Annotated in this window: 18 protein-coding genes and 1 pseudogene; 13 read left to right on the top strand and 6 right to left on the bottom strand. The window is 51.6% G+C overall.

Annotation, left to right across the window (positions count from 1 at the left end; translation table 11 throughout):
• The first annotated feature begins 4 nt into the window (after window positions 1-4).
• The 7 genes from HNV11_RS18710 (at window position 5) to HNV11_RS18740 (ending at window position 6029) form a co-directional block, all read left to right on the top strand.
• Window positions 5-712 (top strand): hypothetical protein, encoded by a 708-nt coding sequence (locus HNV11_RS18710; RefSeq protein WP_171741109.1) that lies wholly within the window; start codon window positions 5-7, stop codon window positions 710-712.
• Window positions 713-741: 29 nt separating this feature from the next.
• On the top strand, window positions 742-1068 hold the full coding sequence (locus HNV11_RS18715; RefSeq protein WP_171741110.1) for a hypothetical protein: 327 nt from the start codon (window positions 742-744) through the stop codon (window positions 1066-1068).
• Between the two features lie 158 nt (window positions 1069-1226).
• Window positions 1227-1808, top strand: coding sequence for a hypothetical protein (locus HNV11_RS18720; RefSeq protein ID WP_171741111.1), 582 nt, complete (start codon window positions 1227-1229; stop codon window positions 1806-1808).
• Window positions 1805-2566 carry a DUF4339 domain-containing protein gene (locus HNV11_RS18725; protein WP_171741112.1) on the top strand — a complete coding sequence of 254 codons (762 nt, stop codon included), beginning with the start codon at window positions 1805-1807 and terminating at the stop codon, window positions 2564-2566. Before HNV11_RS18720 ends, HNV11_RS18725 begins: the two co-directional genes overlap by 4 nt.
• 70 nt (window positions 2567-2636) lie before the next feature.
• Window positions 2637-3701, top strand: coding sequence for a hypothetical protein (locus HNV11_RS18730; RefSeq protein WP_171741113.1), 1065 nt, complete (start codon window positions 2637-2639; stop codon window positions 3699-3701).
• The gene (locus HNV11_RS18735) at window positions 3656-4444 is read left to right on the top strand and encodes a hypothetical protein (RefSeq protein WP_171741114.1); all 789 of its coding nucleotides are present in this window, start codon (window positions 3656-3658) and stop codon (window positions 4442-4444) included. Before HNV11_RS18730 ends, HNV11_RS18735 begins: the two co-directional genes overlap by 46 nt.
• 4 nt (window positions 4445-4448) lie before the next feature.
• Window positions 4449-6029, top strand: coding sequence for a hypothetical protein (locus tag HNV11_RS18740; protein WP_171741115.1), 1581 nt, complete (start codon window positions 4449-4451; stop codon window positions 6027-6029).
• A 51-nt stretch (window positions 6030-6080) separates the two neighbouring features.
• Here HNV11_RS18740 and HNV11_RS18745 read toward each other — a convergent pair whose 3' ends face one another.
• The 4 genes from HNV11_RS18745 to HNV11_RS18760 form a co-directional block, all read right to left on the bottom strand.
• Complete coding sequence (locus tag HNV11_RS18745; protein WP_171741116.1) at window positions 6081-8501, bottom strand: CHAT domain-containing protein; 2421 nt, start codon at window positions 8499-8501, stop codon at window positions 6081-6083.
• Window positions 8502-8792: 291 nt separating this feature from the next.
• Window positions 8793-10169 (bottom strand): SusD/RagB family nutrient-binding outer membrane lipoprotein, encoded by a 1377-nt coding sequence (locus HNV11_RS18750; protein ID WP_171741117.1) that lies wholly within the window; start codon window positions 10167-10169, stop codon window positions 8793-8795.
• A gap of 23 nt (window positions 10170-10192) precedes the next feature.
• On the bottom strand, window positions 10193-13297 hold the full coding sequence (locus tag HNV11_RS18755; protein WP_171741118.1) for a SusC/RagA family TonB-linked outer membrane protein: 3105 nt from the start codon (window positions 13295-13297) through the stop codon (window positions 10193-10195).
• Window positions 13298-13420: 123 nt separating this feature from the next.
• Window positions 13421-13819, bottom strand: a complete 399-nt coding sequence (locus tag HNV11_RS18760; protein WP_171741119.1) for a T9SS type A sorting domain-containing protein — start codon at window positions 13817-13819, stop codon at window positions 13421-13423.
• A 405-nt stretch (window positions 13820-14224) separates the two neighbouring features.
• On the opposite strand from HNV11_RS18760, the gene HNV11_RS18765 reads away from it, so the two are divergent.
• The gene (locus tag HNV11_RS18765; RefSeq protein WP_171741120.1) at window positions 14225-14551 is read left to right on the top strand and encodes a PadR family transcriptional regulator; all 327 of its coding nucleotides are present in this window, start codon (window positions 14225-14227) and stop codon (window positions 14549-14551) included.
• 3 nt (window positions 14552-14554) lie between these two features.
• Window positions 14555-17254, top strand: a complete 2700-nt coding sequence (locus HNV11_RS18770; protein ID WP_240163564.1) for an ABC transporter permease — start codon at window positions 14555-14557, stop codon at window positions 17252-17254.
• Window positions 17255-17407: 153 nt separating this feature from the next.
• On the opposite strand, the gene HNV11_RS18775 is transcribed toward HNV11_RS18770, so the two are convergent.
• Window positions 17408-18109, bottom strand: coding sequence for a hypothetical protein (locus HNV11_RS18775; protein WP_171741121.1), 702 nt, complete (start codon window positions 18107-18109; stop codon window positions 17408-17410).
• 435 nt (window positions 18110-18544) lie between these two features.
• Between HNV11_RS18775 and HNV11_RS18780 the strand changes: the two genes are divergently transcribed.
• From HNV11_RS18780 to HNV11_RS18795, 4 genes are all read left to right on the top strand, one after another.
• On the top strand, window positions 18545-22033 hold the full coding sequence (locus HNV11_RS18780; RefSeq protein WP_171741122.1) for a ThuA domain-containing protein: 3489 nt from the start codon (window positions 18545-18547) through the stop codon (window positions 22031-22033).
• A gap of 83 nt (window positions 22034-22116) precedes the next feature.
• Window positions 22117-22854 carry a DUF6503 family protein gene (locus tag HNV11_RS18785; protein ID WP_171741123.1) on the top strand — a complete coding sequence of 246 codons (738 nt, stop codon included), beginning with the start codon at window positions 22117-22119 and terminating at the stop codon, window positions 22852-22854.
• 326 nt (window positions 22855-23180) lie between these two features.
• A complete protein-coding gene (locus HNV11_RS18790; RefSeq protein WP_171741124.1) occupies window positions 23181-23378 on the top strand; it encodes a hypothetical protein in 198 nt (65 codons plus the stop codon).
• A 233-nt stretch (window positions 23379-23611) separates the two neighbouring features.
• Entirely contained in the window at window positions 23612-25006 is a 1395-nt protein-coding gene (locus HNV11_RS18795) for a sulfatase-like hydrolase/transferase (protein ID WP_171741125.1), read from the top strand.
• 388 nt (window positions 25007-25394) lie between these two features.
• Here HNV11_RS18795 and ribB read toward each other — a convergent pair.
• Window positions 25395-26003: pseudogene (gene ribB / locus HNV11_RS18800) on the bottom strand (3,4-dihydroxy-2-butanone-4-phosphate synthase); the annotation flags it as partial.
• Window positions 26004-26137 lie beyond the last annotated feature (134 nt).

Here is a 26137-nt window from a genome sequence, read left to right on the forward strand (position 1 = left end):
TAGTATGAAAAAAGTATTTTTTACAGCGGCCTCTTTGCTATTCTGTCTGGCAGGCTGCACTATAAAACGAGAAGTCATCCAGCCTAACGGCAACGATTTCAGCAGCGCCATTCTAAAGGCTGTTCCGGCCGAAACCATCGCCAAAATACGTGATCTGGGTGTTCCTGTATACGACGGGCGTACGCCACCCCCGGTAGAAGGCGCGTACTTGATTTCGCGGTTGTACATGACCAAAAGTACCGTACCGAATGAGCCCGTAAAGCCGGACGGATTTGCTGATCTGAAATTAAAAATTTACAATCAGAATCGTACTGCGCTGACAGCCTCACTCGACACTAAGGCGGTGGATGGCAGCCGGGTGATTGCCACCTCAACGGGCCAGGGAACGCTGCTTTCCGGCAGCGGTAACTTCTTTTCACTGTTCATCGTGCTTGAAACCGTGAGGCCCAGCAACGGGAGCCGTAGCCGCACACTGGATGTCTATTCCGGCGAAATAACCCCGACCGGCATCCGCAATCTGCAAAGTACGCTGTTTATGCTCAATGACTACGGCGATCCCAACAACGACCTGATTCCGGTGAACACAGGACGGGCGTTCAAAGACAATGATGGATTTTCGGAGAGTATCAGCAATTTCCGTATAGCTGCCCCCGACGACGAGTCTGGTAGTCAACTCCTGCGCCGGACATTGCTTTCCGCAGATAGCCAGTGACCTTTCTGTTGACAAACTCCATAACAGCAATGGCAAATCATCACACATTCGCTCGGGGCAGCAAAGCCCGCTTTCGAATCAGTATGCTCCTTCTGGTGGCCCTGCTGCTGGCCAAACTATTCTGGCCAGTCCGCCGGTCTACGGGCAGTGCTGATCAGCCGATAGCTCAATCAGGCGAAGCGAACAACCGATTCAGGCCGGTTGGCGACGAAAACGCGCAGGTATGGGGACTAGCTGGCTCACTGCTCAACCTGTTTAGTGGCGGTTACCGATCACCAGCCCAACGTCATAGTGAATGGGAGCAAGAAGAAGCCGACCGAAGACTTCAGGAGCAGGCTGATAATAAGCGGCACTGAGAAGAATATGACCAGCGACGTAAGGAAGAACGCGATGAGCGCGAACAGGAGATGTATGAGCATCAGCAACAACAGCGTGCCGAAGAACAGGCACGCTACGACCGGCAGCAGGAAGAGTATTATCAGAAACGGCAGGAAGAACAGGGATTTTAAGGATCATGGAAATTTTAAATGCCAATACAACTACACCGGCCCGGAGCGCTTTCTGGAATCAGGTGCCCCGGCCTGTCTTGTTTTTTGCCACCTTGATTTTGTTATTAGCTATTCTTCAGGCGCTGATTGGAGGGTTAACCAGTCGACCAGATAAGGTAGCTTTAGCCATAGGCGACGGTTTGATGAGCGTCTTTCACGACGACAAGAGCCTTAAAAATATGGTACTGATCTTTACCAAAAACGGCAAAAACAATGACGGTACGGCTGAACTTCGTGATTTCGGAGCCGGGCTGGGCGGACTATTTACCGGCCAAATGCGCGCCGGGGGTGAACTTTATTTTCATAATTACAGGCATCGCTCCGGAGTCGTGCTGAACGGTGGACCGCTGGACGTTGAACTGTCTAATACCGATGATGGACAACAGAAGGCCGGACGACTGCGTATCCAGGGACAGGTAGCCGTAACAGGTAGCGATCAGCCCGTTTACGTCCAGTTAGACTTTATTAGTCCTAAGGAAACCTACGAGGTGCAGCAACTGAGCGGCACTATTACGCTGAACGGCGCTCAAACTACTCTGAAGCCATGAACAATAGCTTGTACTATGTAGCTATATCTGAACAGCAAACCGGCCCGTTCACGGCCGAGGAGGTTAGGCAGCAGCAACTGCCCGGTAACGCTATGGTCTGGAAAGTTGGCATGGACACATGGGCTACGCTAGACACTTTTATTGAACTGCAACCGGCCGATCCAGCCTCAATACCACCCCTGCTCCGCACACCCCACGCTTTGTCATTGCTGGGAAACGTTACCAAAGATTTCAATTTAGCCGCCTTATGCGGCATGAGTGGCGCAGCACTTGCCTACATCGACCAACTCATCGACCTAAAGCTTGCAGGCTTTATTTTATTTTCGCTGGCTCAGTTAATATTTTACTGGGGTTTACTACACCTCGGTCGGCTTTACGGGTTGCGGGGTACAATCCGGGGTGCAAAGCTACTCATGCTGGCTAATTTGCTGGGCTGGGTACCACTGTTTTTGGGCGGGTTTATAGCGTCTGCTGCCGAATGGGTTGGTTCACTGTTTTCGGCCATTGGCACCATCGTTGCCTTTGTGGACTTATGGCCTCTACGTACCGAACTAAACCGAAATTTAGTAATGGTAGTTGTTATAGGTCATGTTGCCGAAGAGTTTATGGTCAAGCTTGGGATTAGTACCCAGTCGATTTTTCGGCTTATTGAGGCAACCAATGTAGTTCTCTTAGCCTGGCTTTTTTATGAAATTATAGCTCATCTAGCCCCTCAGCCAGACGAAAGACAGGTTAGCTCTGGTGACAAAATCGCTTAGACGTGTATCTTTAGGCATCCGATCCTAACCTGGCTCAGACGTACAGCTATGGACAGGTTGGCTGCACACCATGCTTACGGAGATCAAAGAACAAGCCTGGCTCGACCGGATTCGGGGCGGATATCAGGACGGCTTGCGGCTTAAAGCCCATTACATGTCTGCCGAGCCGGTACGGCAGTACATCGCCGACGCCTGTCAGGCGATGAATATCCGGTATTACGGAACCATCTGCGACAACGCTCTCGATGCGACCGTGCAGTATGTCTGTAAAGCCAGCGGCCCTATTAACTTGGCCCGGTTCGACAGCCGTTTTCGCGATCTTTTTCACGAGCAACTGCTTATTTACACCTTCCGCAAGCAGACATCCGCCGAACAAAGCCGCAACCGCAATGGCCTGATGCAAGTGCTCCACACTAGCGATGACATCATCCGGCGAACCCTGATGAACCAGTTTGACCGTCTGGAGGCCGCCGAAATTGATGATATCGTGCGGGACTCTATTGAGATTTTTCTACGCAGACTAAACGATCCCTTATTCAAACTGACCAGTAGCGTGCATACGTACTTGCTCAATACGGCCGTTCATCTGGCACAGCAGGGTGTTGAAAAAAAGAGGCAGGCCCCGAAACTAATCAAATCACTGGATCGGGCCGATAGTCCCCCCATCTGGCACGAACAAATTCGACAGCGGGTTCTCGATGCGGTCAATCAATACATTCAGCAGCAGGAATCCTCCACCTGCCAGGCGTTTCTGGAAGTGTACTGGCAGCTAAAAAGTCCTTTTGATTTTACAGACCCGATCACTCGTCAACCCATTCGCGAAACCCTAATTCAGGAACGGTTGAGTATAACCCCTGTGCAACTTGCCCGTTTGAAGGCCAGTACACTTAAACTGACACAAACTGAAGTCCTGCAATTAATATCGGGGAAGAAGCGCCGGAAGCAAAAGGTGCAGGCATTCTATCAGGATTGTCTTGCCAGTCTGCTGGATTACGTAGCTAAACGGGCTAATTTACCCTTACTGTTCAGACAGACAGACGGAAAGAAAGACGAAAAGCCAACGACTGATTTCAAAAAACTTGTGATTCGATGGATGAAATCCGCGCAGACAACCTCGATGACTTCCTCCTCATAGACCTATATCTGGAAGGTTGGTTAGACGAAGGGGTAATCGCCGAAGTAAACCAGCGTCTGGAAACTGACGCCGAATTTCAACAGCGGGTCGTAATCGCACTGGCTATGCGCGAAGAGGCTGGTCAACTCGCGCAGGAAGCTGCCAGTCGGAAAGCTGTTCAGCAAATGCTCCGGGACATGGCCGCTGACCGCACACCCGTGAAGCGGCTGCGGCATCTTAACCGACCCGCATCCGGCTGGTGGTCAGTAGCAGCTGTTGTGATATTAGTAGCCGGCTTGACTTTGCTACTATATCCGGTTTTCAAAAAACCGGATCGACCGCCCATAGCCCGCAATCCACCTGTTGTTCGCCCTGGCACCAGCCGACCACCTGAAAAGGAAGACAAGCAGGTAGCCGAGTCAGATAACACCCCAAAAAAGCCATCTACCCGGCCGGACTCCCAATTGGCACTACCGATAGCTACCCAACCAGTTACTGTGTTTGTACCGGAGAAATCCGACGATTCGTTTGGGCTAGGCAATGCCGAAATACCGAGCGATACGTTGACAGCGCACTTGTACCGGGTTAACGGCCCGGCCGAGTATCTGTTTCAGGGCGATACGCTGAATCTCTATCTGCCGAAGCGGCTGCTGGCTCAGCCGGTCAAGTTACGGCTGAGCCAGCAGCCCGATAGTACATACCAATTACGACTTAACACAAACTCGTATCAACTTCGGCGCGGGAAACGCCAGCTTCTCCGATAAGCGTATGAACCAGCTAGTAAGCCGATTACTATTTCTGCTACTGATCGGCGGGCTTAACCCAGTCCGCGCCCAGCAGTCCCGCGAGTTGCTCCAGACGGTAATAACCGTTGCCAGGCAGGTATGGCGAACATTCCCCGATCAGCGCCCACTGCCTGGGATAGAGATAGTGCCCCGGCACAAACAGCCGGTGCTGGCCCGGTTTCGACCTGGATCGTCGCCTACCCTGTTGATCAACGAAAGCCTATATGACTTGTGCCAAACCTTTGGTACGGATTCACTGGCGGCCCTCGCGCTCATTATTGGACATGAACTAACTCACTTCCATGCTCAGCATAAAGAGTGGCTGGAAATCGCTCAGTATCGGCGGGCCAGTACCTCGGGAATAGTAACTCAAAAGCAGGCCGACGATTTGCTTATGCTGGAAGCGTTTGCCGACAGGGAAGGAACGCTGCATGCTTACTTAGCCGGATACGCTGGGTTCCAACTACTAAAACCTCTTTACGAGCGCATCTACCAAACCTATGATCTGCCTGATAATCTACCAGGCTACCCGACCAAAGCGGATCGTATTGCTCTATCGCTTAGCAGACTCTCATCGGTCCGTCCAAATGCGCTTCTAGTTGATGCAGCAACGTTTCTGTTTGCTATGGGGCAGTACGACATGGCAGTCCCTTGTCTGACAGCCGTTGTTCAGCAATGGCCGCTGGCCGAGCTGCAGAACAATCTGGCCAGCCTGTATCTAAAAAAGACACTAAGCTTGACAAGCTGCCGTGAGATGCCCTTTTGGCTACCTATCGAGTGGGACAACTACAACCGCCTTTTAACACTTCGAGGCTCAACCGAGGAATCCGACAGAACCCTATTACTGGAACAAGCCCAGATATATGCAACCCAAGCACACCGAACCGATCCAGATTACACGCCGGCTACTCTAAATCTGGCTATAACTCATTTATTAAGACGGCGGCTGGGCACGGCCGAAGATTTATTAGACGAATTGACTCAGCAGGCCCAGCCCAATCCAAATGCCATGCTAGTACGATCTATAGTTCAACTAAAGCGCACAAATAATATAGCTGATTTCCGCCGGGATTTTACAGCAATAACTGGTTCTGCTAACGAACTTTATAATCGAGCGGCATTAGATGTTTGGCCTGCCTGCCCACCTAACTTTAGCGATGAAATTTCTGCGCTGGCTCTAGCCCCTGAACCGGGACTAGGCCAGGGCATCCTGCCATTACCAGCAACGGAGATACTACCCGTTACAATGCACGTTTCAGGGTCACGCGAACTTAGGTTAATGGGTAAGTTTGACCAGCAGACCGGTGTAGATGTGCTCCGAATCACAGATAGACAGGCGAGCCGATATGAAATTTTGAAAACAAACTCGCCAGCCTGGTCAACAGCCCGAGGATTGCGGGTAGGTCAGTCCGAAGCTATCATTACAGTGCAATATGGCTCGCCTGATGTACAAATTAATCTAAATACTCACTACCGCGTTTATCATTACAAACAGGCAGGTCTCCAAATAATGGCACGAGAAGGCTTAATCTGCCAGCTTATTGTATATCGTCGTTATCCGTAAATGGCTAAAAACGCAAATTATTCTAAACCCCATGCCTATCAGTAACAGTACTCATCGCAATAAAACGAAGCCTGCCCAGTAAAAAGGAGGATGACGTGATTTCATCAAAAACTGGGCGTTTTGAAAGGCCCGTTCGACTGATTGGCCCTGGACCAAATTGCTGTAAAAAAAGTCCATCATGTCGGCTGTTTCCTGATCAGGAATCTCCCAAAGCGTCATTAGCAAGTACTCTGCTCCGGCAAGTTTGAAGGCTCGTTGAAGTCCGAGGATACCTTCATTGCTTTTTTGTTCACCTAATCCAGACTCGCAAGCGCTAAGCACTACTAGCTTTGAATTCAGGTTGAGTTGTGAAATTTCGAGAGCCGTTAGAATACCGTCTTCCTGTCCGGATTCCGGAGGTATATTGGCACCGGCCAAAACCAGACCAGCCTTTAACATTGTTTCGGAGTAGGGAGACGAAAATTTATTAGCTTCCTGATCCAGACTTTTAAGCGTCATTTTGTCGTAAAATCCGTGCGTGGCAATGTGTAGAATATGTGGATGGACCAGGTTGGTATACTGATATTTAAAATTGAATTCGCTGGCTTTGGTTTTAGTATATATTTCAAGGTTTCGTTTCCCAAATACCTTCAATATATTTCGAACTTTATTAATTTCTTCATCAGCTCCTTTTAAGGCCGTCCACTTGCGACCACGTGTCAGCGTAGCGACTGCTCCCCGCAAAGGAATAGCTGAATTAGGCAATTTGGTATTATGAGGTATTTTGGCCGCCTTAGCATCATATATGATCCCCCCCCAGAAATCGGCGTTAATCTGCCTTTCAGAGAGTCGCTCTGGAACAAGTGTAATGGAGTCAGCGAAGGCTGCAGGGACAGTTAGGATTCTTTTTATGGTGAATTGTTCACAAAGAGGTTTTCCCCCAGGCTCAGAGAGCAAGGCATCGAACGCAACGGCATTAAGCAGATCTATCGGTAAGTAATCGATACGATGAATACCGTTTAGCATTGGCATCAATGGCTTCCAGAGCAATTCATATAGGCGAGATGATGAATATAATTGATTAATTGAACTCATCAATTGGTAATCATCCGTTGACGTTTGCCTTCTCTGACGCTCACTTAGCTGCCATATATCGGCCCGACTACCCAGCAGTATTAAATCTGGTGAAGATCGGTGTTGGGTATAAACAATAGCAGCGTAACCACTATTGGGTGGATATACACCATCGGTGTATGAAAAAAAGTCGATAATGGCCTGATCTGGCTTTAGCATACGCATGACTGCAGCCGGGCCGGACAAGGTAAGCTGATCGATAAATTGCCCAACACTATCAATTAGTTGACTTTCTAATTGCTCATATGCACCTCTATCCTGACTTGATTTCAATTTGGTCGTAGTCCAGTCAATATACAGTTGGTTACGTCGCGCTTTGGTATTGACCTGCTGGATGAGAGTTTGCCGACGCGCAATTTCATCCACTGCTTCCTGATGTTCTTTAGAATCCGGGGATGTCTCTTTCACCGTCTCCTGTAAGTAGGGGATTCCTACACTCATTCCAAAAGCGACCATCCCCTCTGCCACAGTTTTTACGATGAAGTGTTCCCGAATAATTCGTTGCCCATTTAGCTGAAGGTTACGAGATGCCAAAAGGTAGTCAGCAATTATAGTTTTTAGTCCGGGTTGCTCCTTGTGGTATTTAACGCAAATGCATAACAGTTGGTCAATATATCGCTGATGCAGAGCCAGAAAGGTATCATACTCAAGATCATTGAGTAAAAACGCTGCTAGATGCCTCTGTCGCTGCCGCAATACCAAACTCATTTTACGGATTACTTCAGTAAGGAGGGGCAGATTCCGAGTTTTATCGTAATACTGAATTTGCTCATACAGCAAACTTGTATAAAGTTCACTATATGGTCCCCATTCGTCCAGTACTTGAAGAGTCAATTCAGCTAGGTTCTGTTCTGCACTTTTCAGGCCACGTGCAGCATTGAGTAAATAAAGCTGCTGTTGTAGCCGCCTAGCGCTGGAAGACCTCGCCTGAAGCGGCTCTAGTTGTTTCAGCGTTTTTATATATAGTTCCTCTGCAGCCTGTGACTGACCTGACATTTGGAGAGCTTCTCCTTGAATAATTACATCATCAAAGGGTTGATATAGATATTTTGTCCAGGGTTTCCCGCCCTGCGCCATTATAGTAAGAATTCCAGATTTGGTGCGTTCAACTATAGACTGTCCATAAGTTACACGGGAAAGCGTTTTTTCGCCTGCCTGCTCATACTGGCCAGCTTTAAGTTCCAGTTCTTCAGATAGCGAACTAGGCCAGGGTATGCTCTTATTTGCCTGCGCATAACAAACTGAATCTAACCAACCTAATAATCCAACAATGAGAAGAATAACTGTAGAGTAATTCAACATATTGTTAGGCAACGCTTGTTCTTTGACTTTTATATATGAGGGAGTATGCAGGAACATCTATTCTGCTTTTAACCAGATACTTACTAATATTGAATAACCCTGTTTCGCGGGACAGCTAAGCAAGCTTTGATTCAAAGTTAGATAATTGTTTTGTTCAATTAACTTAGGGCTAATACCTGAAATTGAATGGATATTTTCTTCTCTGCTCCCTTAGACCTGCTCCAATCCCATTGGCTGTACCTCAGACTATTAAATTTCCAGATATTCTCCTCATCTTTCAATCACAAATCCCTGTCCGTCAATCCATGCTGATTGACGGACAGGGATTTGCCTCTAATTCACCAACTATTACTTATCCCACCAGACGGCCTGGTAGATGTCGCTGACCACGGTGGCGTTCAGGTTATAGTTGCGTTCGTCCTGCGACGTGGGCAGCCTCAGCGGAATGGCTTTCTGCTGCGATTCCTGATTCGCTTTCAATCGTGGGAAGCTGGTTCGACGCCAGTCATTATATGCTTCCGGCGACGTAAACAGCGCTACGTATTTCTGGTTGATGATTTTTTCGAGCGAAATCGTAGCCGCAGTTTCGCTGGCGGTCGATTGTTTAAAAGCCGCCGGTATAGCCGCACCGGTTGTCCGTTTGATGGCGGCAGCCACCGCTGCGTTGTAAGCCGCAGCGGCTTCGGCGGCTTTGCCCAACCGCAACTGGGCTTCGGCCTCAATAAACCTGGCTTCATCATACGTCGCAATGGGCGTCGGTGAGTCGGCGGACGCTACGCCCGGACCCGGATCAGACGCGGCCGTGTTATCCGACTCTTCGGGTGCCAGTCCCGAATAGCCTCCGTTATCATCCTTGGCGACAAAAAAAGGCAGTCGGGGATCGTTGGTGCTTTTGAGGTAGTCCACGAAAAATTTACCCATCTTGATATACCCCGCCCGGTTCGACAGGAAATCGTACCACTGATTGAAGCTCCCGGCTATGTTGTAGAAAACAGCGTTCAGATCGGGTTGATCGGGCGACACTTTGCTCAGAGCTGCTAACGCTTGCGTAGCGCTGCCTACCGGATCAATCTGGCTGAGCCGGTTGGCGTAGCGAGCTTTGATGATGTAAGCGGCATTGGTCCAGGCCTTAACATCGCCTTTAAAGATAATGTCGTCGGCACCCGGCAGGAACTGGTTGGCCGTCTGCGGCTGGCTTAAATCCGTAATGGCCTCATCCAGCAGCGACTGAATGCCCTTGATCACGTCTTCCTGCTTGTCGTATTTCGGCTGAAAATTACCCTGCAATCCCTGCGCGGCTTCGGTAAAAGGCACATCCCCCCAGAAATCGGTCGCAATGCCAAAGTTCAGCGCCATCAGCACCTTCGTCATGCCGGAGTAATACGGATTTCCCTGACCGTATTTATCGAGCAGCGTCCGGGTATTAATCAGCGTCCCGTTATAGATCGTCGCCCACTCGTTGGTAATATCAGCCTCGGTAATCACGTACTGGCCAAAGGTTTCGTACTGAAACTGATTGCCGGCCGCCTGCTGAACCAGCACGCTGCTGATGCGACCCAACTGGCCGCCATAGGTCGCAAACGTCGCCACTTCGGCACCCGACAGCAGTAGAGACGCCGAGGCTGTTTCGGGCGCGTTGGGATTGACCCCGTATTCATCAAATTGTTCCTGGCAGGAACTGGTCACCAGACTCAATCCCAAAACCGCTAAAAAGAGCTTCTTCATGACTTTGTTGAGCTTTAGGTGCGTTAGAATCCGAAGTTGACACTAAAAATATACGAGCGCGTACCGGGGTTGTTGAAGTAATCGAACCCCTGCAGGTTTGAACCGGCCCCCGTCAGACTCGTCTCCGGATCGACGCCTTTATAATTGGTTTTGAGATAGAGGTTTCGGCTGCTGACCGACAGGTCGACGTACTCGACGTATTTTTTGAGCTTGAGCCGGTAGCTCAGCGCCACTTCTCGCAGCCGGACCCAGTTTACGTTTTCGACGAACTGCTCGGCGGCTCCGCCATTATCGCCTAAATACCGGCCGAAGTAGTCCAGCGCCGAAACGGCTATGGTGTTGGGACTACCATCCGACATGACACCCGGAATGACGTACGTCCGCTCCCGATCAGCCGACTCCTGCGTGCGGCCGATACGTTGCAGACGGGCATACGTACCGTTCCAGATCGCCCCGCCCCGCCGAATGTCCAGTAAAGCCGTCAGCGTAATTCCCTTGAAGGTAAACGTGTTCCGCAGGTTGCCCAGCCAGAGGGGATACGGATTGCCGATATTGCTCTGCGCACCCTGCAGCAGCGGGATGCCATTGGAGCCGATGATTAGCTGGTCCTGTTCGTTACGCTGCCACTGGGTGCCGTACAGAACGCCCAGTGGTTCACCAACAATGGCGTAGCCGCCGATACCGTTAAACGCCGACTCCAGACTCACTTCGGTTACCCCTTCGGTCAGTCGAAGCACTTTACTGCGGTTCATAGACCAGTTCAGGTTGACATCCCAGGTGAAAGCCGGTGTCCGCACGGCGTTGATGCCCAGCATTACTTCAAGCCCTCGGTTGCGTAGTTGCCCCGAATTGGTGTAACTGGCCGTAAAGCCGGATGCGGGTGCGGTTGGGCGCTGCAGGAGAATATCGACTGTCGTTTGCTGATAGGCCGTTACGTCCAGATCAATCCGGTTCTGGAGGAACTTGACGTTCAACCCGGCCTCCAGTCCTTTTACCCGTTCGGGCCGCAGATCCGGCGTGCCAACGATCTGGTTGTAGTAAGCAAACCCATTCACCCCGCCGTAGGGAAAGATCAGTCCGTTGGTGAACCCATCGGTGAAGGAAGGTTTGCCGAAGTAGGTCCGGGTCCGGTAGGGAACCGGCGGAATCCCCGACTCGGCGTAGGCCAGTCGCAGCTTACCAAACGTAACTGGACTGTTTTTCAACACGGTTTCCGTAAACACCCAGGATAGCGAAGCCGAGGGATAGAAGAAATTATTCTTCTTCGTGCGATCGAAAGTCGACGACCATTCGTTCCGGCCGGTGAGCGACAGATACAACTGGTTGGCATAATCAAAATCGGCCTGCCCGAAAACTGCCGTTGTCAGTCGGCGCGTACCCGTGTTGGATGCATACAGTTCGGCCGCGTTGCCCAGATTATAGAAGTTGGGAATCGAGAGGTTACGTCCCCGGGCAAAGTTTTCCGTGAAATTGAACGAGGTGATGTTATGCCCGGCCGTGTAGTTGATTCCAAACTTCTCGCTGAATCGGTGCTCACCCCGCAGAATCAGATCGGCGTAAATGTCGCGGCTCGTGATGTTGTCGTAATTGACCTGCCCATACGTCTGCTGGTTGTCGTCCCCATTTGAACTGATTGAAAACACCTGCCGCCGGGCGTCCGAATATGCATCAGCCCCGATTTTATAGGTCAGGTCCAGATGCGACGACCGGTGATAGTTCAGATACACGTTCCCCAGAACCCGGTTAATATCATCGGTGAACGGATTGTTGTATACGGTGTAATACGGGTTGTCGTAGAAGGCGTAGTAATTACGGTTATAGCCGTTGCTGTACTGGTAGTTGCGCAGGTCGTAGGAAGCGGGGGCCCGCAGCAAACTCAGCATTACGCCGGCCACGTTACTCCCGTTCTGCGCCTTGATCCCACCCGATTTGATGTAGCTGACCGTCCCGCCAATTTTCAGATTGTCGGTCATGTTGCCATCGGCCGTCAACCGGATCGTGTTTCGTTTGTAATCGGTATTGGGCACCACACCATTCTGCATCAGATTACCAAACGAGATGCGGAAGCTGGCCCGTTCGTTTCCCCCAACCAGTGCTACGTTGGTCGTGTGCGACACCGCCGTTTTGAAGAAATTACCGGTATTGTCATAAGTCTGTAACGTCGGATCGCTGGAAATCCGGGGTCCCCAGCTGTTGGGCGTACCTGCCGCTACGTCATCGTCCGTACCCAGGCGCTGGTCGGGCCCGGCGTCGGCGGTCTGGTATTTGCCTCCCGCTCCCTGCGCATACTCCGATTGCAGGTCGGGCAGTTTGTTAACCTGCGAAAGTTCCAGCCGATACCCGACCGTTACGCCAATTCCCCGCTGACTGCGGCCTTTCTTGGTGGTATAGACAATGGCTCCGTTTCCGGCCCGGGCACCGTAGAGAGCCGCAGCCGCTGGACCTTTCAGAATACTGACCGACGCAATATCGTCGGGGTTGAGGTCCAGCGCGCGGTTCGAATTATTAACGCCCTGCAGATTGGGGTTGAACGGATAGTCGGCCGAGGACGACGTAAAGGTTTCGTTGTTAATCGGCACGCCATCCACCACAATCAGCGGCTGCTGCTCGCCGGTGAAGGTCGACGGGCCGCGCAGCACAATCTTACTCGAAGCCCCCGGCGTTCCGGCGGCACTGGTCACAATCACCCCGGCGGTCTTAGCCGCCAGCCCCTGGATTACATTGGGTTCGCCGGATCGGGTGAGGGCGTCGCCACCCACGTTCGAAACCGAATAGCCCAGCGTCCGTTTTTCGCGCTGTGCGCCTAAAGCCGTTACAACAACTTCCTGTAGCTGCCGGGTATCGGCTTTGAGCGCTACATTAATAACCGACTGCGTACCAACCGCAATCTCCTGCGATTCGAGGCCAATGGCGCTGAAAATAAGCGTAGCGTTATCGCCAACGGTAAGACGGTAGTTCCCATCGGCATCCGAGTTGGTTCCCCGGGTCGTTCCTTTAATCTGAATATTTGCGCCGGGCAGGGTCTTCCCATCTTCGGCCGTTGTGACGGTTCCCGTCACGGTCCGCTCCTGTGCACGAGCCATGCTTATCGAGCCAAGCAGGGCCATTCCCAATAAAAGCTTTTTCATGGATGAGTCTAGTTTTGATGAACTGTTGAATGCAATCATTTCCTGGCGGAGCAAAACGATGCCCAACCCGTCAATCCAGCGGAACGTACAGGAGTCGCACCCGGCCGGGTATTGATCCGCAGTTTACAATACCGTTATGGTACGCGTCACCGGGGTTATCTTGTGCGGACTAATCTTGATCTCGCGAATCATCATCTCTAGTCCATTCGACACTTTCAGTGTATAGTCACCTTCGGTTAAATCGCTCAGGTCCAGCAGGAACCGCACGGTCGTATCCGCTGCATACATGGTTCGGTCGAAATAAAGCTGCCCTTTCCGGTCGTTAAGCTGGATGTGAACCTCGCCACCAAGCTGCTTATCGACATTTACATGCAGCTTGCCTTTTACGTCCATGTAGGCGCCCATTTCGTAGTGGGCCAGTTTGGTCGGACGCGCTCGCTGAATACCCTGATTAATCAGTGGACGAGGTGTTACAGCGCTGATATTAAGCGCAATGAGCATAGAAATAGCTAACGTATTCATAACTGAATCCTTGAGAGAAGTTAGATAATAGTTTAGCACAACCGGGCCCCTGGCTGGACAGCGTAAAGACGTATACGAAATCGAAGTACGTTTTTTTTTATGTGAAAGGTCACCTTTCTCCATGAGCGGTAAAGACTATCGTAATCAACTCATGACTAACGTCTTATACCTTACTAGCAGGACATCAAAACCGCGTATGAAGCAGTCCATGGCTCCGGCAACGCCTTCGTTGTTTCCTCTTCTGTTCGTCCATAAGCGTACGTAGAGTGTCCGTTTCTGGACAAAGAAATCTGTTGCCGGATGCCAGAAATAGGCGCTGATTAAGCCCAATGGCCTTATTCAGGTTTTGGCAGGGCATTTGTTTAGCAAATGATAAGCAAATGCAGACAAAGCCATAAAACAACCATGAGTCGGGCTTACCTGGGTGAATTTGAAGAACTGGTCTTACTTACCGTAGCTGTGCTGGAAGGTGAGGCTTATGGCGTCACGATAGCCGCCGAGCTAAAGCAGCGTACGAACCGAACCATCAGCCTGAGCGGGGTGCATATCGCGCTCTACCGACTGGAGGAAAAAGGCTTTGTTCGGTCCGAGCTGGGCGGGGCAACAGCCGCCCGGGGTGGCCGCCGAAAGCGGTTGTTTACCATCACGGCAACCGGTAAGCACATGCTGAGCGAGATGCGGCAGATACGTAATGAGCTATGGAATTCCATTCCTAACCCTTCCCTATCCTAAATCATGGCCAAGCCTCTTCAACCCCCTACTCCCCCGGCCTGGGCAGATCGCCTGCTGCGACGGTTCCTGCCCCTTTACCTGCAGGAAGAACTGTTGGGCGACCTGCATGAGCAGTTTGCCCAACAGGTTGCTCAGACTAGCGAGCAAAAGGCCCGACGGCTTTACGTACTGGAGGCCATAAAATTCTGCCGGCCTTACTTCCTGAAACGCCGGGCCCTTCACCAGCCGGGCAAACACCCTCAACCAGACTACCGAACCACCTTTTTACTCAGCCCGGATATGTTACGTAACTACATCAAAATTGCCTTTCGTACCCTCTGGAAAAGCAAAGGCTATGCGGCCATAAACATCGTGGGCCTTTCGGTGGCCTTCTGCATCTGTGTGTTTCTGTTTCTGACGACCTATCGGCAGCTAACGTTTGATTCCTTCCACGCGGATGCCGACCGCATTTTCCAGCCTTACTTCTTCTCGAACGATCCGGAACGGGTCACGCGGTCGGGTGGCTTGCCCTTACCCCTGACTCCCACCTTAAAAGCCGAATATCCAGAAGTGGAAGCGGCCGCCCGGATAATGACGGGTGCAACGAGCCTGATCGCTTACCAGGGAAAGTACTTCGATAAACTGGTTACGCTGACGGACCCTGACTTTCTGAATCTGTTTTCGTTTCCGCTAATCAAGGGGAACCGGCAAAACGCCCTCCAGGATTTAAGCAGCATCGTCATCAGCGAAAGTATGGCCCGGACCATCTTTGGCAGTGAAGACCCCATGGGCAGGCAGTTGCAGGTAGGCGGTGACGATAATCCCAGGAACTATATTGTTACGGGCGTCCTGGCCGATTTGCCGGACAATTCATCGATTCGGGGCGATGCGTTGATTCGGATTGAAAATGCTGCCAATTACCAGGCCGATAAAGATAAATGGGATGCCAACACGCATACCGCTTTTATAAAACTGTCGCCCAACGCCGATCAGCAAACGGTTGAAGACCGGCTGAAGCTGTTTTCCCTAAAGTATTTTCCGAGTAGCATCGAAACGCTGAAAAAAAAGGGAGCCCAACCCGATGAGCGGGGTGATCTGTTCGCCATACGGCTGCAGAAACTGGCCGATGTCCATTTTAACACCGACATATCCGGCGGGAAAGGCGCTCCAATTGCGGTCGTTTACGCCCTGTCCGGCCTCGGTCTGTTTATTCTGCTGATTGCCTGTATCAACTTTATCAACCTGAGCGTTGCCCGGTCGTTCAGCCGGGCGCGGGAAGTAGGTGTCCGGAAGTCGTTGGGAGCGCTTAAAAGCCAGCTTTTCGTTCAGATTTGGGGCGAGTCGATCCTGATCTGCTTTATGGGTTTTATGATCGGTTCGCTGCTTGCCTATAAACTCGTTCCCGAATTCAATGCGTTCTTTGAGGCCCGTATTGACCTGGCCTATCTGCTCCAGCCGGGCTTCATCGCCGTCATGCTGGGCGTCTTCGCGGTCGTAACTCTGGTGGCGGGTGGGTTTCCGGCCTGGAAAATGGCTACCTTCAATCCGGTCGAAGTCTTAAAGGGGAAGGTTACGCTGAAACGGCCGGGGGTGCTGCGCAGCTCACTCATCATTACGCAGTTTACCATATCCAGCCTGTTGATCTGCTGCACCATAATTGCCGTTCAGCAGATCGGGTATTTACGCCAGCGACCGCTAGGTTTCCAGAAAGAACAGGTAATCAGCATACCCATAGGCAACCGGGTAAACGGCCGACAGGTGCTTGACCGGATACGTAACCGGCTGGCAAACGACCCAACGGTACTGTCCGTAACGGGTAGCGGGGTCAATCTGGGTCGCGGCAAAGATCGGGTTACGTCCAGAACTGTTCTTGGCTTTACCTATAAAGACAAAGAGGTTTCTACCGACTGGCTGCTGGTTGACTACGATTACCTGAAGACGCTCAATATTAAGCTATTGGCTGGCCGGGAATTTGACCGGGCTTACGCAACGGATTCCGTGAACCGGGTTATTATTACGGAGAGCATGGCCCGGGCTATCGGCCTGAAGAACCCAGTCGGTTCCTATTTTGATACCGATACCGCCGGAACCCGCTACCAGGTAATCGGGCTGATTCCGGATTTTCATCTGTATTCCGTCACGGATGAACTAAAGCCAATTACGATGCATCTCTCGCACTCGGAGCCTATCAATTACGTCTTTGTCCGGGTGGTTCCCCAAAGTTTAACGGGTGCGATGGAGAAACTAACCCATCTATGGCAGGAAGTCGCTCCTCAGTCGGAGTTTATGGGCTCATTTCTGGATGAGAACATTGACGCCTGGTATAAAAATGAGCAGATGCTGTCGCAGATTTTCAGCCTGGCTTCCGGCGTTGCCATTCTGTTGTCCTGCTTAGGCCTGTTTGCGGTGGCTCTGCTGGTCATCGAGCAGCGTACCAAAGAGATTGGCGTACGAAAAGTAATGGGCGCCAGCATCGCCAATATTGTGCTCATGCTTTCGCGGGATTTTGTCAGGTTGGTCTTTATAGCCCTGGCCATTGCCATCCCCTTAGCCTGGTTTGGTATGCAGAAATGGCTGGATCATTATCCCTACCGGATTGACATAAACGCGTGGGTATTCGTGCTGGTTGGTCTGTCCGCAATTCTGATTGCCCTTGCAACGGTCAGTTATCAAACAATTAAAGCCGCCTTAGCGAACCCGGTCAAATCATTACGGTCGGAGTAAAAGTGGTCTGACGGGCTATTTCTCACCAAGCAACTCAACAGCTGGCAGCCAGTGCGTATATACTAACTCTGGCTTTCAGAACGCTTAATCCAGCCATGGGTACAGACGCCAGCACGACACTACAAACCGACGCATATAGTCCGTGCGGGCCAATTACTGCCCGTAGGGAATCAGCTGGAAACGATACCGAAGCGATAGTCCCTGCCGGGCCTCTTCCGGCAGGTCGTAATCTTGGTACTGAACAGGCATTAACCAGCCGGACCAGTCCGTTGCTTGAGTAGGACGCCTGGGCAGGTTAAGCGGAAACAGCATCGGCTGGTTTTGCAGAAATACCCGTATCTCCCACCGCCGGACATCAATGGGCGCGATTTCCCAGGGTAGAATGACGGCATCGGCCTCTTCACGTAATTGCTCCAAATGGGGGTAGCCGTTGTCTGAGCCACCGCTGAAATCTAGAGAAAGAATAGAGTCGATCTTACTAGAACCGAGCATGGCTTTCGTGGCCCGCAACTCAACTTCGAGTACGGGCCGTCGGTCGCCATAATCCAGCCGCTGTGGCTGCTCACCGGCATAGTTCATGTAAACAATTACCCACCCGATCAGGGCAATGCCATCAATCAGCTGAACGATGCGCAGGTAGTGTGGTAACAGGAAACGATAGGTAAGCCACCAGACCAGAAAGAACCCCGCAATCATAGCCGCGAATCCACCGAACGTACTTCCGTAGGCCACGGCTAAACGATCATCAGGTCCACTGCTGTTCTGGTTGAAGATTACAAACAGCCAGGCCGTTGCGAAGTAGAACAAAGGAGCAGCGCACAGGCCGGCCAGTAGAGAGGAAAGTATCCGTTCCATAGCGAGTAAACCCGGTTAAAAAACTCCTGCCCAGCCCGGAGTGTACACCCGTCCGAGCCCGGCCCCATTCTCAAGGAAAGAAGCCCTGCTCTGAATTAACCTACTGATAACCAGACAAAGAATATACACTGACCGACAGCTTTACCGAGCTTGGGTTAATAACATGTCACGTTCTGCGTGTTTTCAGGCCTCGACCAGCCACCTTATTCATCGATCAGCTTATATAAGCCCTGTGCCTCTCTAATCTGCACCAATAACTTCGGCCCTGTAAATCTTCATAATAGGACAAATTGATACTTGATTAATTACATTTAGCGTCTACTTTTTTTATACATTTGCTTCTTGACAAAAGCCAATAGAATATCTGCACAAGCTTTCCGCTTGCTTTACGTCAACGCTAGTTTCCAAACCAATCTGAATTAATCGTTAATTTCTATGAAAAACTTACGGCTTCCCTCCCGCGCTGTGTTGCTGGCGGGCGTGCTGGCGGTATCGCTGCCGGGCATTAATGTGCCGGCCTGGGCGCAGACAGCCGCCCGGCGCACCACGGCCAGCAAACCCGCGTTGGCTTCGGCCGAAACGCCAGTTGCTCTGAACCGGGTGCTGGTTTTCTCAAAAACCAAAGGTTATCGTCATGCATCGATTCCGGTTGGGAAACGAGCCATTATGAAACTGGGTCAGGAGAACGGCTTCGCAGTTGACACAACCGAAGACGCCAGCAAGTTCACCGAAGACAATCTCAAAAAATACAGCGCCGTCATCTGGCTGAGCACTACGGGCAATGTACTGGACGATGCGCAGCAGGCTGCTTTTGAGCGCTACATTCAGGCCGGGGGTGGTTATGTCGGTATTCACGCGGCTGCCGATACTGAGTATGACTGGCCCTGGTACAACCAACTGGCCGGTGCCTGGTTCCTGAGCCATCCCAAACAACAGAACGTAGATATCAAGGTGCTCGACAAGAATCACCCGTCGACCAAAATGCTGCCCGACGTCTGGAAACGGTTCGATGAGCTGTACAACTACAAAAACATTTCCAAAGACATTAAAGTCCTGGCCAAGCTGGATGAAAGCACCTATCAGGGTGGCGCAAACGGCGATAATCACCCCTTCATCTGGTACCACGATTTCGACGGTGGCAAGGCTTTCTATACGGGGGGCGGTCACACGGACGAATCTTATAGCGACCCGTTGTTTTTGCAGCACCTGCTGGGCGGCATTAAATCCGTAATGGCTTCGCAACTGAAATTTGGTCAGGCCAGAACGCAGCCCTTTCCGGAGGAAAACCGTTTCACCAAGAATGTGCTCGCAACCAAGCTGGACGAGCCCACCGAACTGGTTGTCCTCGACAACGGCAAAGTCCTGTTCGCTGAACGTAAAGGCGCTCTGAAACTATGGGATCCCAAAAAGAAAGCCATCAAGGTCGTGGCCAACATGCCGGTCTTCACCAAGTTTGAGTATGGGCTTATGGGTCTGAACGCCGATCCTAAGTTTAACGAAAACAAATGGCTGTATCTGTACTATACGCCGGGTGAGGGCGCTCCGATGCCGAGCGATACCGCCAACCGGCTAGTTCGGATTAAGTACGATGACGCCCGGGATACCCTGCTGTTCGATACCGAACAAACCATTATGACCGTTCCGGTAAAACGGACGGGCTGCTGCCACACGGGCGGCTCGATTGCCTGGGACCGTCAGGGCAACCTGTATCTGTCCGCTGGCGACGACACGAACCCGTTCGAGTCGAAAGGATTTTCGCCATCTGATGACCGCCCCGGCCGTGAAGGCTGGAACGCTCTGACCACCTCCAGCAACACCATGGACCTGCGCGGCAAGATCATGCGTATTAAGCCGCTGGACAACGGTAAGTACGAAATTCCCGAGGGCAACCTGTTTCCAAAAGGTACACCAAACACCCGGCCCGAGATTTACGTAATGGGTAACCGGAACCCCTACCGCATTGCGGTTGATCAACGCACTGGCTTTTTGTACTGGGGTGAAGTTGGCCCCGATGCCGGTGAGAACAGTGATAAATATGGTCCCCGCGGCCACGACGAGGTAAACCAGGCCCGGAAAGCGGGTTACTTTGGCTGGCCTCTGTTTGTTGCCGACAACAAGCCGTATCGTCAGTTCAATTTTGCCGACAGCACCTCCGGGGCATACAACGATCCGGCAAAACCGATCAACTACTCGCAGCGGATTCAGGGTTTGCGGGAGCTGCCCCCGGCTCAAAAAGCGTTTATTTACTATCCCTACGCCGAATCGCCCGATTTTGGTGAGATCGTAGGTAAAGGTGGCCGTAACGCTATGGGCGGGCCCGTTTATTACTACGATGATTATGCAGACAGCCCAGTTAAGTTTCCGCGTCATTATGACGGCAAGTTCTTTGCGTACGAATGGATGCGGGGCTGGATTAACCCGGTAACGATGACCAAGGATGGTGATTTTGTGAAAATGGAGCGGTTTATGCCCGGCACGAAATTCGACCACCCTATGGACATGCAGTTTGCGAAAGACGGCTCGCTCTGGTTGCTGGAGTACGGCACGAACTGGTTTGCGCAGAACGACGACGCCCGGCTTGTGCACATCACCTACAATGCCGGTAACCGCCAGCCGATTGCAGCCGCCAGCGCCAATAAGGTGGTGGGAGCCGCTCCGCTGACGGTCGCTTTCACCAGCAAAGGCTCGATGGACTACGACGGGGATGCCATTACGTATGAGTGGACGTTTGGCAAAGGTATGCCGAAGAGTACCCAGGCTAACCCTACCGTTACGTTCAGCAAAGCGGGGGTTTATCAGCCCGTTCTGAAAGTAACCGATGCAAAAGGCAACGTTGCGACGCACACAGTAGAGATCAAAGTGGGCAATGATGCGCCAAAGGTTGAGGTAGCGCTGAAAGGCAACCGAACGTTCTTCTTCGATAACAAGCCCATCGACTACGAGGTGAAAGTTGCCGATAAGGAAGATGGCACGCTGGCGAGCGGTAAGATCAATCCCGAAGACGTCGTGGTTACGGTCAATTACCTCGAAGGCTTCGACAAAACCATGCTGGCGCAGGGTCACCAGGCCAATACAGGCTTCTCGACCGGAAAGCGTCTGATTGAACTGAGCGACTGCAAAGCCTGCCACAGCATTGACAAGAAATCTATCGGGCCGGCTTATATGGCCGTTGCTGAGCGTTACGCCAAAGAACGTCGGGCCGCTATTGTTAACCAGCTGGCAAAGAAAGTCATCGCGGGTGGTGGCGGTAACTGGGGCGAGCAGGCCATGAGCGCGCACCCACAGCTGAAGGAGGACGAAGCGAAAGAAATGGTCAGCTACATCATGTCGCTGGCCGATAAAAAGCGCGTTGATAAGCAGCCTGTAAAAGGTGCTTACGTAGCTAAAGCCAAGGAAAAAGACGGCTCGTATATCTTCACGGCCAGCTACACCGATAAAGGCAGTTCAGTCATTGGCCCACAAACGGGCTCAACGACGGTTGCCCTGCGTTCATCGACGGTGAAAGCGGTTTCGGCCGACATCAAGCAGGATATCTATCAATTTGACGTACCTAAGCTTGGTCCGGCGGCAATCGGCCTGAAGTCTGGCAGCTACCTGGGTTTCAACGATATTGACCTGACGGGCATTCAGTCGATTTCGGCAGGTACCTTCAGTGCGGATGACCGGACAGCCGGCGGTAAACTTGAAGCCCGGATTGATTCGCCAACCGGCGCGTTACTGGCCGAGGCCAATGTAAAGCAAGGTTCGACGGGTGGGGTAAATCTGGCCTTCCGGCAACCCGCGACGGGCATGCACAAACTGTTCTTCGTCTTCGTGAATCCGAGTGCCGGCCAGAAGCCCCTGTTCGCGCTGGACAAATTGCAGTTTATTATGCAGTCTGGTTCGGGCACAGCCAGCAGCGTTGGCACTGGCCAGGGTAAATAAGCCTTCGCCGATTATATAAAAAGCCCCGGTCAGCAACGCCGGGGCTTTTTTCGTAGGTTTGGCTCTTACTCAACCTGCTGTCTATGCTTCTATTTATCCGGTATACCTGCTTTGCCCTGATACTTCTTGTAGTTGCCTGTCAATCAAAACACGACGCCCGAACGATTATCAGTCAGGCTATTGACGCTCATGGCGGGGACGCCTACCAGAATAAACGTATCGAGTTTGATTTCCGGCAATTTCACCTGGTATTAGACCATAAAAACGACCGGTTTCGCTATGAGCGCACGCATAAGGATTCTTCCGGTGCTACTATTCGGGAAGTGCTGACCAACACTAACTTCAGTCGGTTCCGCAATGGTCAGCGCCAGACCCTTGATACGGCCCAGACGGGCAAGTATAGCCGGGCCGTTAATTCGATTGCCTATTTTGTGCTATTACCTTTCAAACTAAACGATCCGGCCGTTCTGGCCGATTACGTGGGAGAAAGTCAGATCGACGGGCAGACGTACGACAAAATCAGGGTTCGGTTTCGGGTAGAAGGCGGTGGCAAGGACTATCAGGATACGTTTTTCTACTGGTTCAATCGGCAGACGCACACAATGGATTACCTGGCTTATAGCGAAGGTGGGCCACGCTTCCGCAAAGCTATCAATCCGCAGACCGTTGGTGGTATCCGTTTTCAGGACTACATCAATTATAAAGGCGACGAGCACGACACAGTATCGGTTGGCAATTACGATCAAAAATACCAGGCGCATCAATTAGCTGAACTCTCCCGCATCGAGCAGAAATACATTCGGGTAACTGAGTTACCATAAAATCTTACGTAGCTCAAGCTTCGATATACGTATGCGTAGAATATAAGTTTTATATAAAACGTGTATAACTCCTGAATTTCCTACCCTTAATCAGGAACCTATAGGTAGTAGTATGGATAAATAACGCTCACAATATATCATTCTTTTGCTATATATAATACAACTACAATAAATAGTCATTAATTTTAGGCTCGAAATATAGAGAATGGAATTTAACAGAACCTGCTACGTACTCGCTGTACCATGACTAGAGTGAACGCTTGCTGGTTACGTAACTGAATGCTGCTTTTTGTACTGTTCGAGTCTTTATTAACTAACTATTGATTATGGCCGCCAAACGAAAACAAATTATCCGCGTCGTCTTTGATGTCCTCGACGAGATGAAGCACCAGATCCGGCTTGACCAGGATGTATCCGTTGCCGCTGCCGATCCTGACGAAGCCATTGACTGGGTGTTTACGGAAATGCAACGGCAGTTTAACCGCTCAGATATCCGCCTTTCACGGGTGCGTATCTGTGCCTAATAAACTGGTTATAAGAGCTTTCACCGTTTCCAGCAATACTATAAAAAGTGCTCCTGTAAAGGGCATCCGGATTGCATTTTCCTGAACGCTATCCGGTTCGTTCCAACCATCCGGGCACCCAGCGGTCAATACAAGAAGCAGACACTTAAGCAAAGAACTTGGTCCACGCTATGGGCCAAAGTTCGTCATCAATCGCTTATTTTGCTTTATCATGCGTTTGACCTGCGTTTAGTATGAAAATCCGACTGGGGTTTCCGGCATTAAGCATAGTACTGCTACTGCTGTTCAGTAGCCTGGTGGCCCTGATACCCACTTCCAAACAGAAGCAGGCTAACCGTGCGCCCAACATCATCCTGATTCTGATCGACGACATGGGGTCAGCCGATGTGGGATGCTACCGATCCAGTAAATCCGCCAATCAGTTACCCCCTACCCCCAACATCGACCGACTGGCAACTGAGGGCATTCAGTTTACCAACTACTACAGCGGAGCCCCTATCTGTTCGCCCTCCCGGGTGGCCCTTACGACGGGGAACGTGCCGGGCAAATGGCGAATCACATCGTTTCTGGCCGAGCGAAAACACAACCGCACCTGTGAACAGGCCGATTTTCTGGACGCTTCGGCTCCATCAGTAGCACGTGAACTCAAAACGGCGGGTTATGCCACGGCGCACTTTGGGAAATGGCACATGGGTGGTGGGCGCGACGTCGACAATGCGCCCGGTATCCGGCAATACGGTTTCGATGAATACGCCAGCACCTGGGAAAGCCCCGACCCCGACCCGCTGCTTACGTCGACCGACTGGATCTGGGCAAAATCGGACAGCATCAAACGCTGGAACCGGACGGCCTACTTTGTCGATAAAACACTCGATTTTCTAAAGCGAAACGCAGCCAAGCCCTGCTACGTCAACCTCTGGCCCGACGATGTGCATACACCCTGGGTACCTGACGAAACAACCCTTAACGATTTTCCAAAGGGAACCGAAAAACCTCGCGAATTCAAGGCCGTCCTGGCCGAACTTGACGTACAGATTGGCCGACTGATGGCAGGTCTGAAGGCATTGGGCATCGACGACAATACGCTCATCGTGTTCACCAGCGACAACGGCGCCCTACCTACCTTCGAGGGAATCCGGTCGGGTAAATTTCGCGGTAGTAAGCTCTCGCTGTACGAAGGCGGCATTCGGATGCCTTTCATCGTTCGCTACCCGGCCCGAACGCCCAAAGGCAACATAGATAACCAGTCGGTGTTGAGCGCGATCGACTTATTGCCTACGTTCGTGAGCCTGGCGGGTAAAAAAACGAGCAACTCACGTGCCGACGGGGAAAACATGGCAGCGGTGCTGCTGGGCAAACCTATCGTTCGTAAGAAGCCCCTTTTTTGGGAATATGGTCGCAATAACGAATCGTTCCGCTACCCGGCGGGTCGTGACAAAAGCCCGAATCTGGCCATGCGGCAAGGCGACTGGAAGCTATTGGTCAATGACAATGGCTCCGGCACCGAGCTTTTTAACCTCGCCACCGATCCATCCGAGCAAACGGATGTGTCCAGTCAGCAGCCGAAGGTGGTGGAAACTATGCGACCAAAGCTGCTCGCCTGGCGGACGGGGCTGGTAAAAGAGTAAACAGGAAGAGATGAACGCGACATGATGTCTAAACGGAACCTGAGTTCTGGCCGTGTCGGTTACGCTAACCCGGCTCCGCAGGTATTTCGGTTATGAGTGCCGACCTTACCGGCCCAACAAAATGATACGTTCAAAGCGAAGCTCTGGGTCACGGTACCTCATGGCTTGTCTGCTACTGAGTAGCAGCGTAATGGTTCAGACCGACTCCGGTTCAATAAACGCTATTGCTACCGGATTATGACCGGTATTGCTTTTAATACAGTCCGCACGTGGGTAAAAACGGGTGTGAAGCCGAAAGCCGGCTATCTAGAATGAGCGGCCTGTAGTTCAAGGCTACCGGATGCGTGTTTCGGCCTGAGACGATATCCTGCAATCAATATTCGCTGCGCCTGTAGGCAATCAAATCTTTAATACTAACCACTTTCAGGGCAAAACGATCGGCCAGTTGGCGTAACTCGGGTAGCCGCGCCATGCTGCCGTCGGCACTTAATACCTCAACCAAAACACCGGCAGGGCTGAACCCGGCCAGTAGTGCCAGATCCAGTGCCGCTTCAGTATGGCCTGGCCGGTTTAGTACCCCACCCGCCTGGGCAATCAGGGGGAAAATATGACCGGGCCTGCCTAGTTGTGCCGGACGAGTAGTTGGGTCAGCCAGTGCGCGTATCGTTCTGGCCCGGTCATGCACCGATATGCCTGTGCCGCAATCATCGCCCTTCAGATCCACCGAAATAGTGAAGGCCGTTTTATAACTAGCCGTATTGTTGCTGACCATAAGGGGTAAATCCAACTCCTGACAGCGTCGCTCCGGCAAGGATACGCAAATTAGCCCGCGTCCCTGGGTAACCATAAAATTGACGATTTCTGGCGTAATGGACTCGGCCGCGCAAATCATGTCGCCTTCATTTTCGCGGTCTTCATCATCCACGACAATAACGATTTTGCCCTGGCGTATCTCTTCAATGGCTTCTTCTATCGTATCCAGTAAACTGTTTTGCATGAAGTTAATAATGAGCAGCCGAACGCTTCAGATTGAGCCCTGGCCGGACGTAATTAAAAGTAAGCGACGGGCAAAGATACAATGGGCACTTGAATCTTTGCCCGTCGGGGTGGGTAGTCGATTGTAGAAGCTGG

This window comes from Spirosoma taeanense, from assembly GCF_013127955.1.
GTDB classification, from domain to species: Bacteria; Bacteroidota; Bacteroidia; order Cytophagales; family Spirosomataceae; genus Spirosoma; species Spirosoma taeanense.

Coding starts and splice junctions, on each gene's coding strand:
- HNV11_RS18710 (WP_171741109.1), top strand. CDS start 5: ATGAAAAAAGTATTTTTTACAGCGGCCTCTTTGCTATTCTGTCTGGCA.
- HNV11_RS18715 (WP_171741110.1), top strand. CDS start 742: ATGGCAAATCATCACACATTCGCTCGGGGCAGCAAAGCCCGCTTTCGA.
- HNV11_RS18720 (WP_171741111.1), top strand. CDS start 1,227: ATGGAAATTTTAAATGCCAATACAACTACACCGGCCCGGAGCGCTTTC.
- HNV11_RS18725 (WP_171741112.1), top strand. CDS start 1,805: ATGAACAATAGCTTGTACTATGTAGCTATATCTGAACAGCAAACCGGC.
- HNV11_RS18730 (WP_171741113.1), top strand. CDS start 2,637: ATGCTTACGGAGATCAAAGAACAAGCCTGGCTCGACCGGATTCGGGGC.
- HNV11_RS18735 (WP_171741114.1), top strand. CDS start 3,656: ATGGATGAAATCCGCGCAGACAACCTCGATGACTTCCTCCTCATAGAC.
- HNV11_RS18740 (WP_171741115.1), top strand. CDS start 4,449: ATGAACCAGCTAGTAAGCCGATTACTATTTCTGCTACTGATCGGCGGG.
- HNV11_RS18745 (WP_171741116.1), bottom strand. CDS start 8,501: ATGTTCCTGCATACTCCCTCATATATAAAAGTCAAAGAACAAGCGTTG.
- HNV11_RS18750 (WP_171741117.1), bottom strand. CDS start 10,169: ATGAAGAAGCTCTTTTTAGCGGTTTTGGGATTGAGTCTGGTGACCAGT.
- HNV11_RS18755 (WP_171741118.1), bottom strand. CDS start 13,297: ATGAAAAAGCTTTTATTGGGAATGGCCCTGCTTGGCTCGATAAGCATG.
- HNV11_RS18760 (WP_171741119.1), bottom strand. CDS start 13,819: ATGAATACGTTAGCTATTTCTATGCTCATTGCGCTTAATATCAGCGCT.
- HNV11_RS18765 (WP_171741120.1), top strand. CDS start 14,225: ATGAGTCGGGCTTACCTGGGTGAATTTGAAGAACTGGTCTTACTTACC.
- HNV11_RS18770 (WP_240163564.1), top strand. CDS start 14,555: ATGGCCAAGCCTCTTCAACCCCCTACTCCCCCGGCCTGGGCAGATCGC.
- HNV11_RS18775 (WP_171741121.1), bottom strand. CDS start 18,109: ATGGAACGGATACTTTCCTCTCTACTGGCCGGCCTGTGCGCTGCTCCT.
- HNV11_RS18780 (WP_171741122.1), top strand. CDS start 18,545: ATGAAAAACTTACGGCTTCCCTCCCGCGCTGTGTTGCTGGCGGGCGTG.
- HNV11_RS18785 (WP_171741123.1), top strand. CDS start 22,117: ATGCTTCTATTTATCCGGTATACCTGCTTTGCCCTGATACTTCTTGTA.
- HNV11_RS18790 (WP_171741124.1), top strand. CDS start 23,181: ATGGCCGCCAAACGAAAACAAATTATCCGCGTCGTCTTTGATGTCCTC.
- HNV11_RS18795 (WP_171741125.1), top strand. CDS start 23,612: ATGAAAATCCGACTGGGGTTTCCGGCATTAAGCATAGTACTGCTACTG.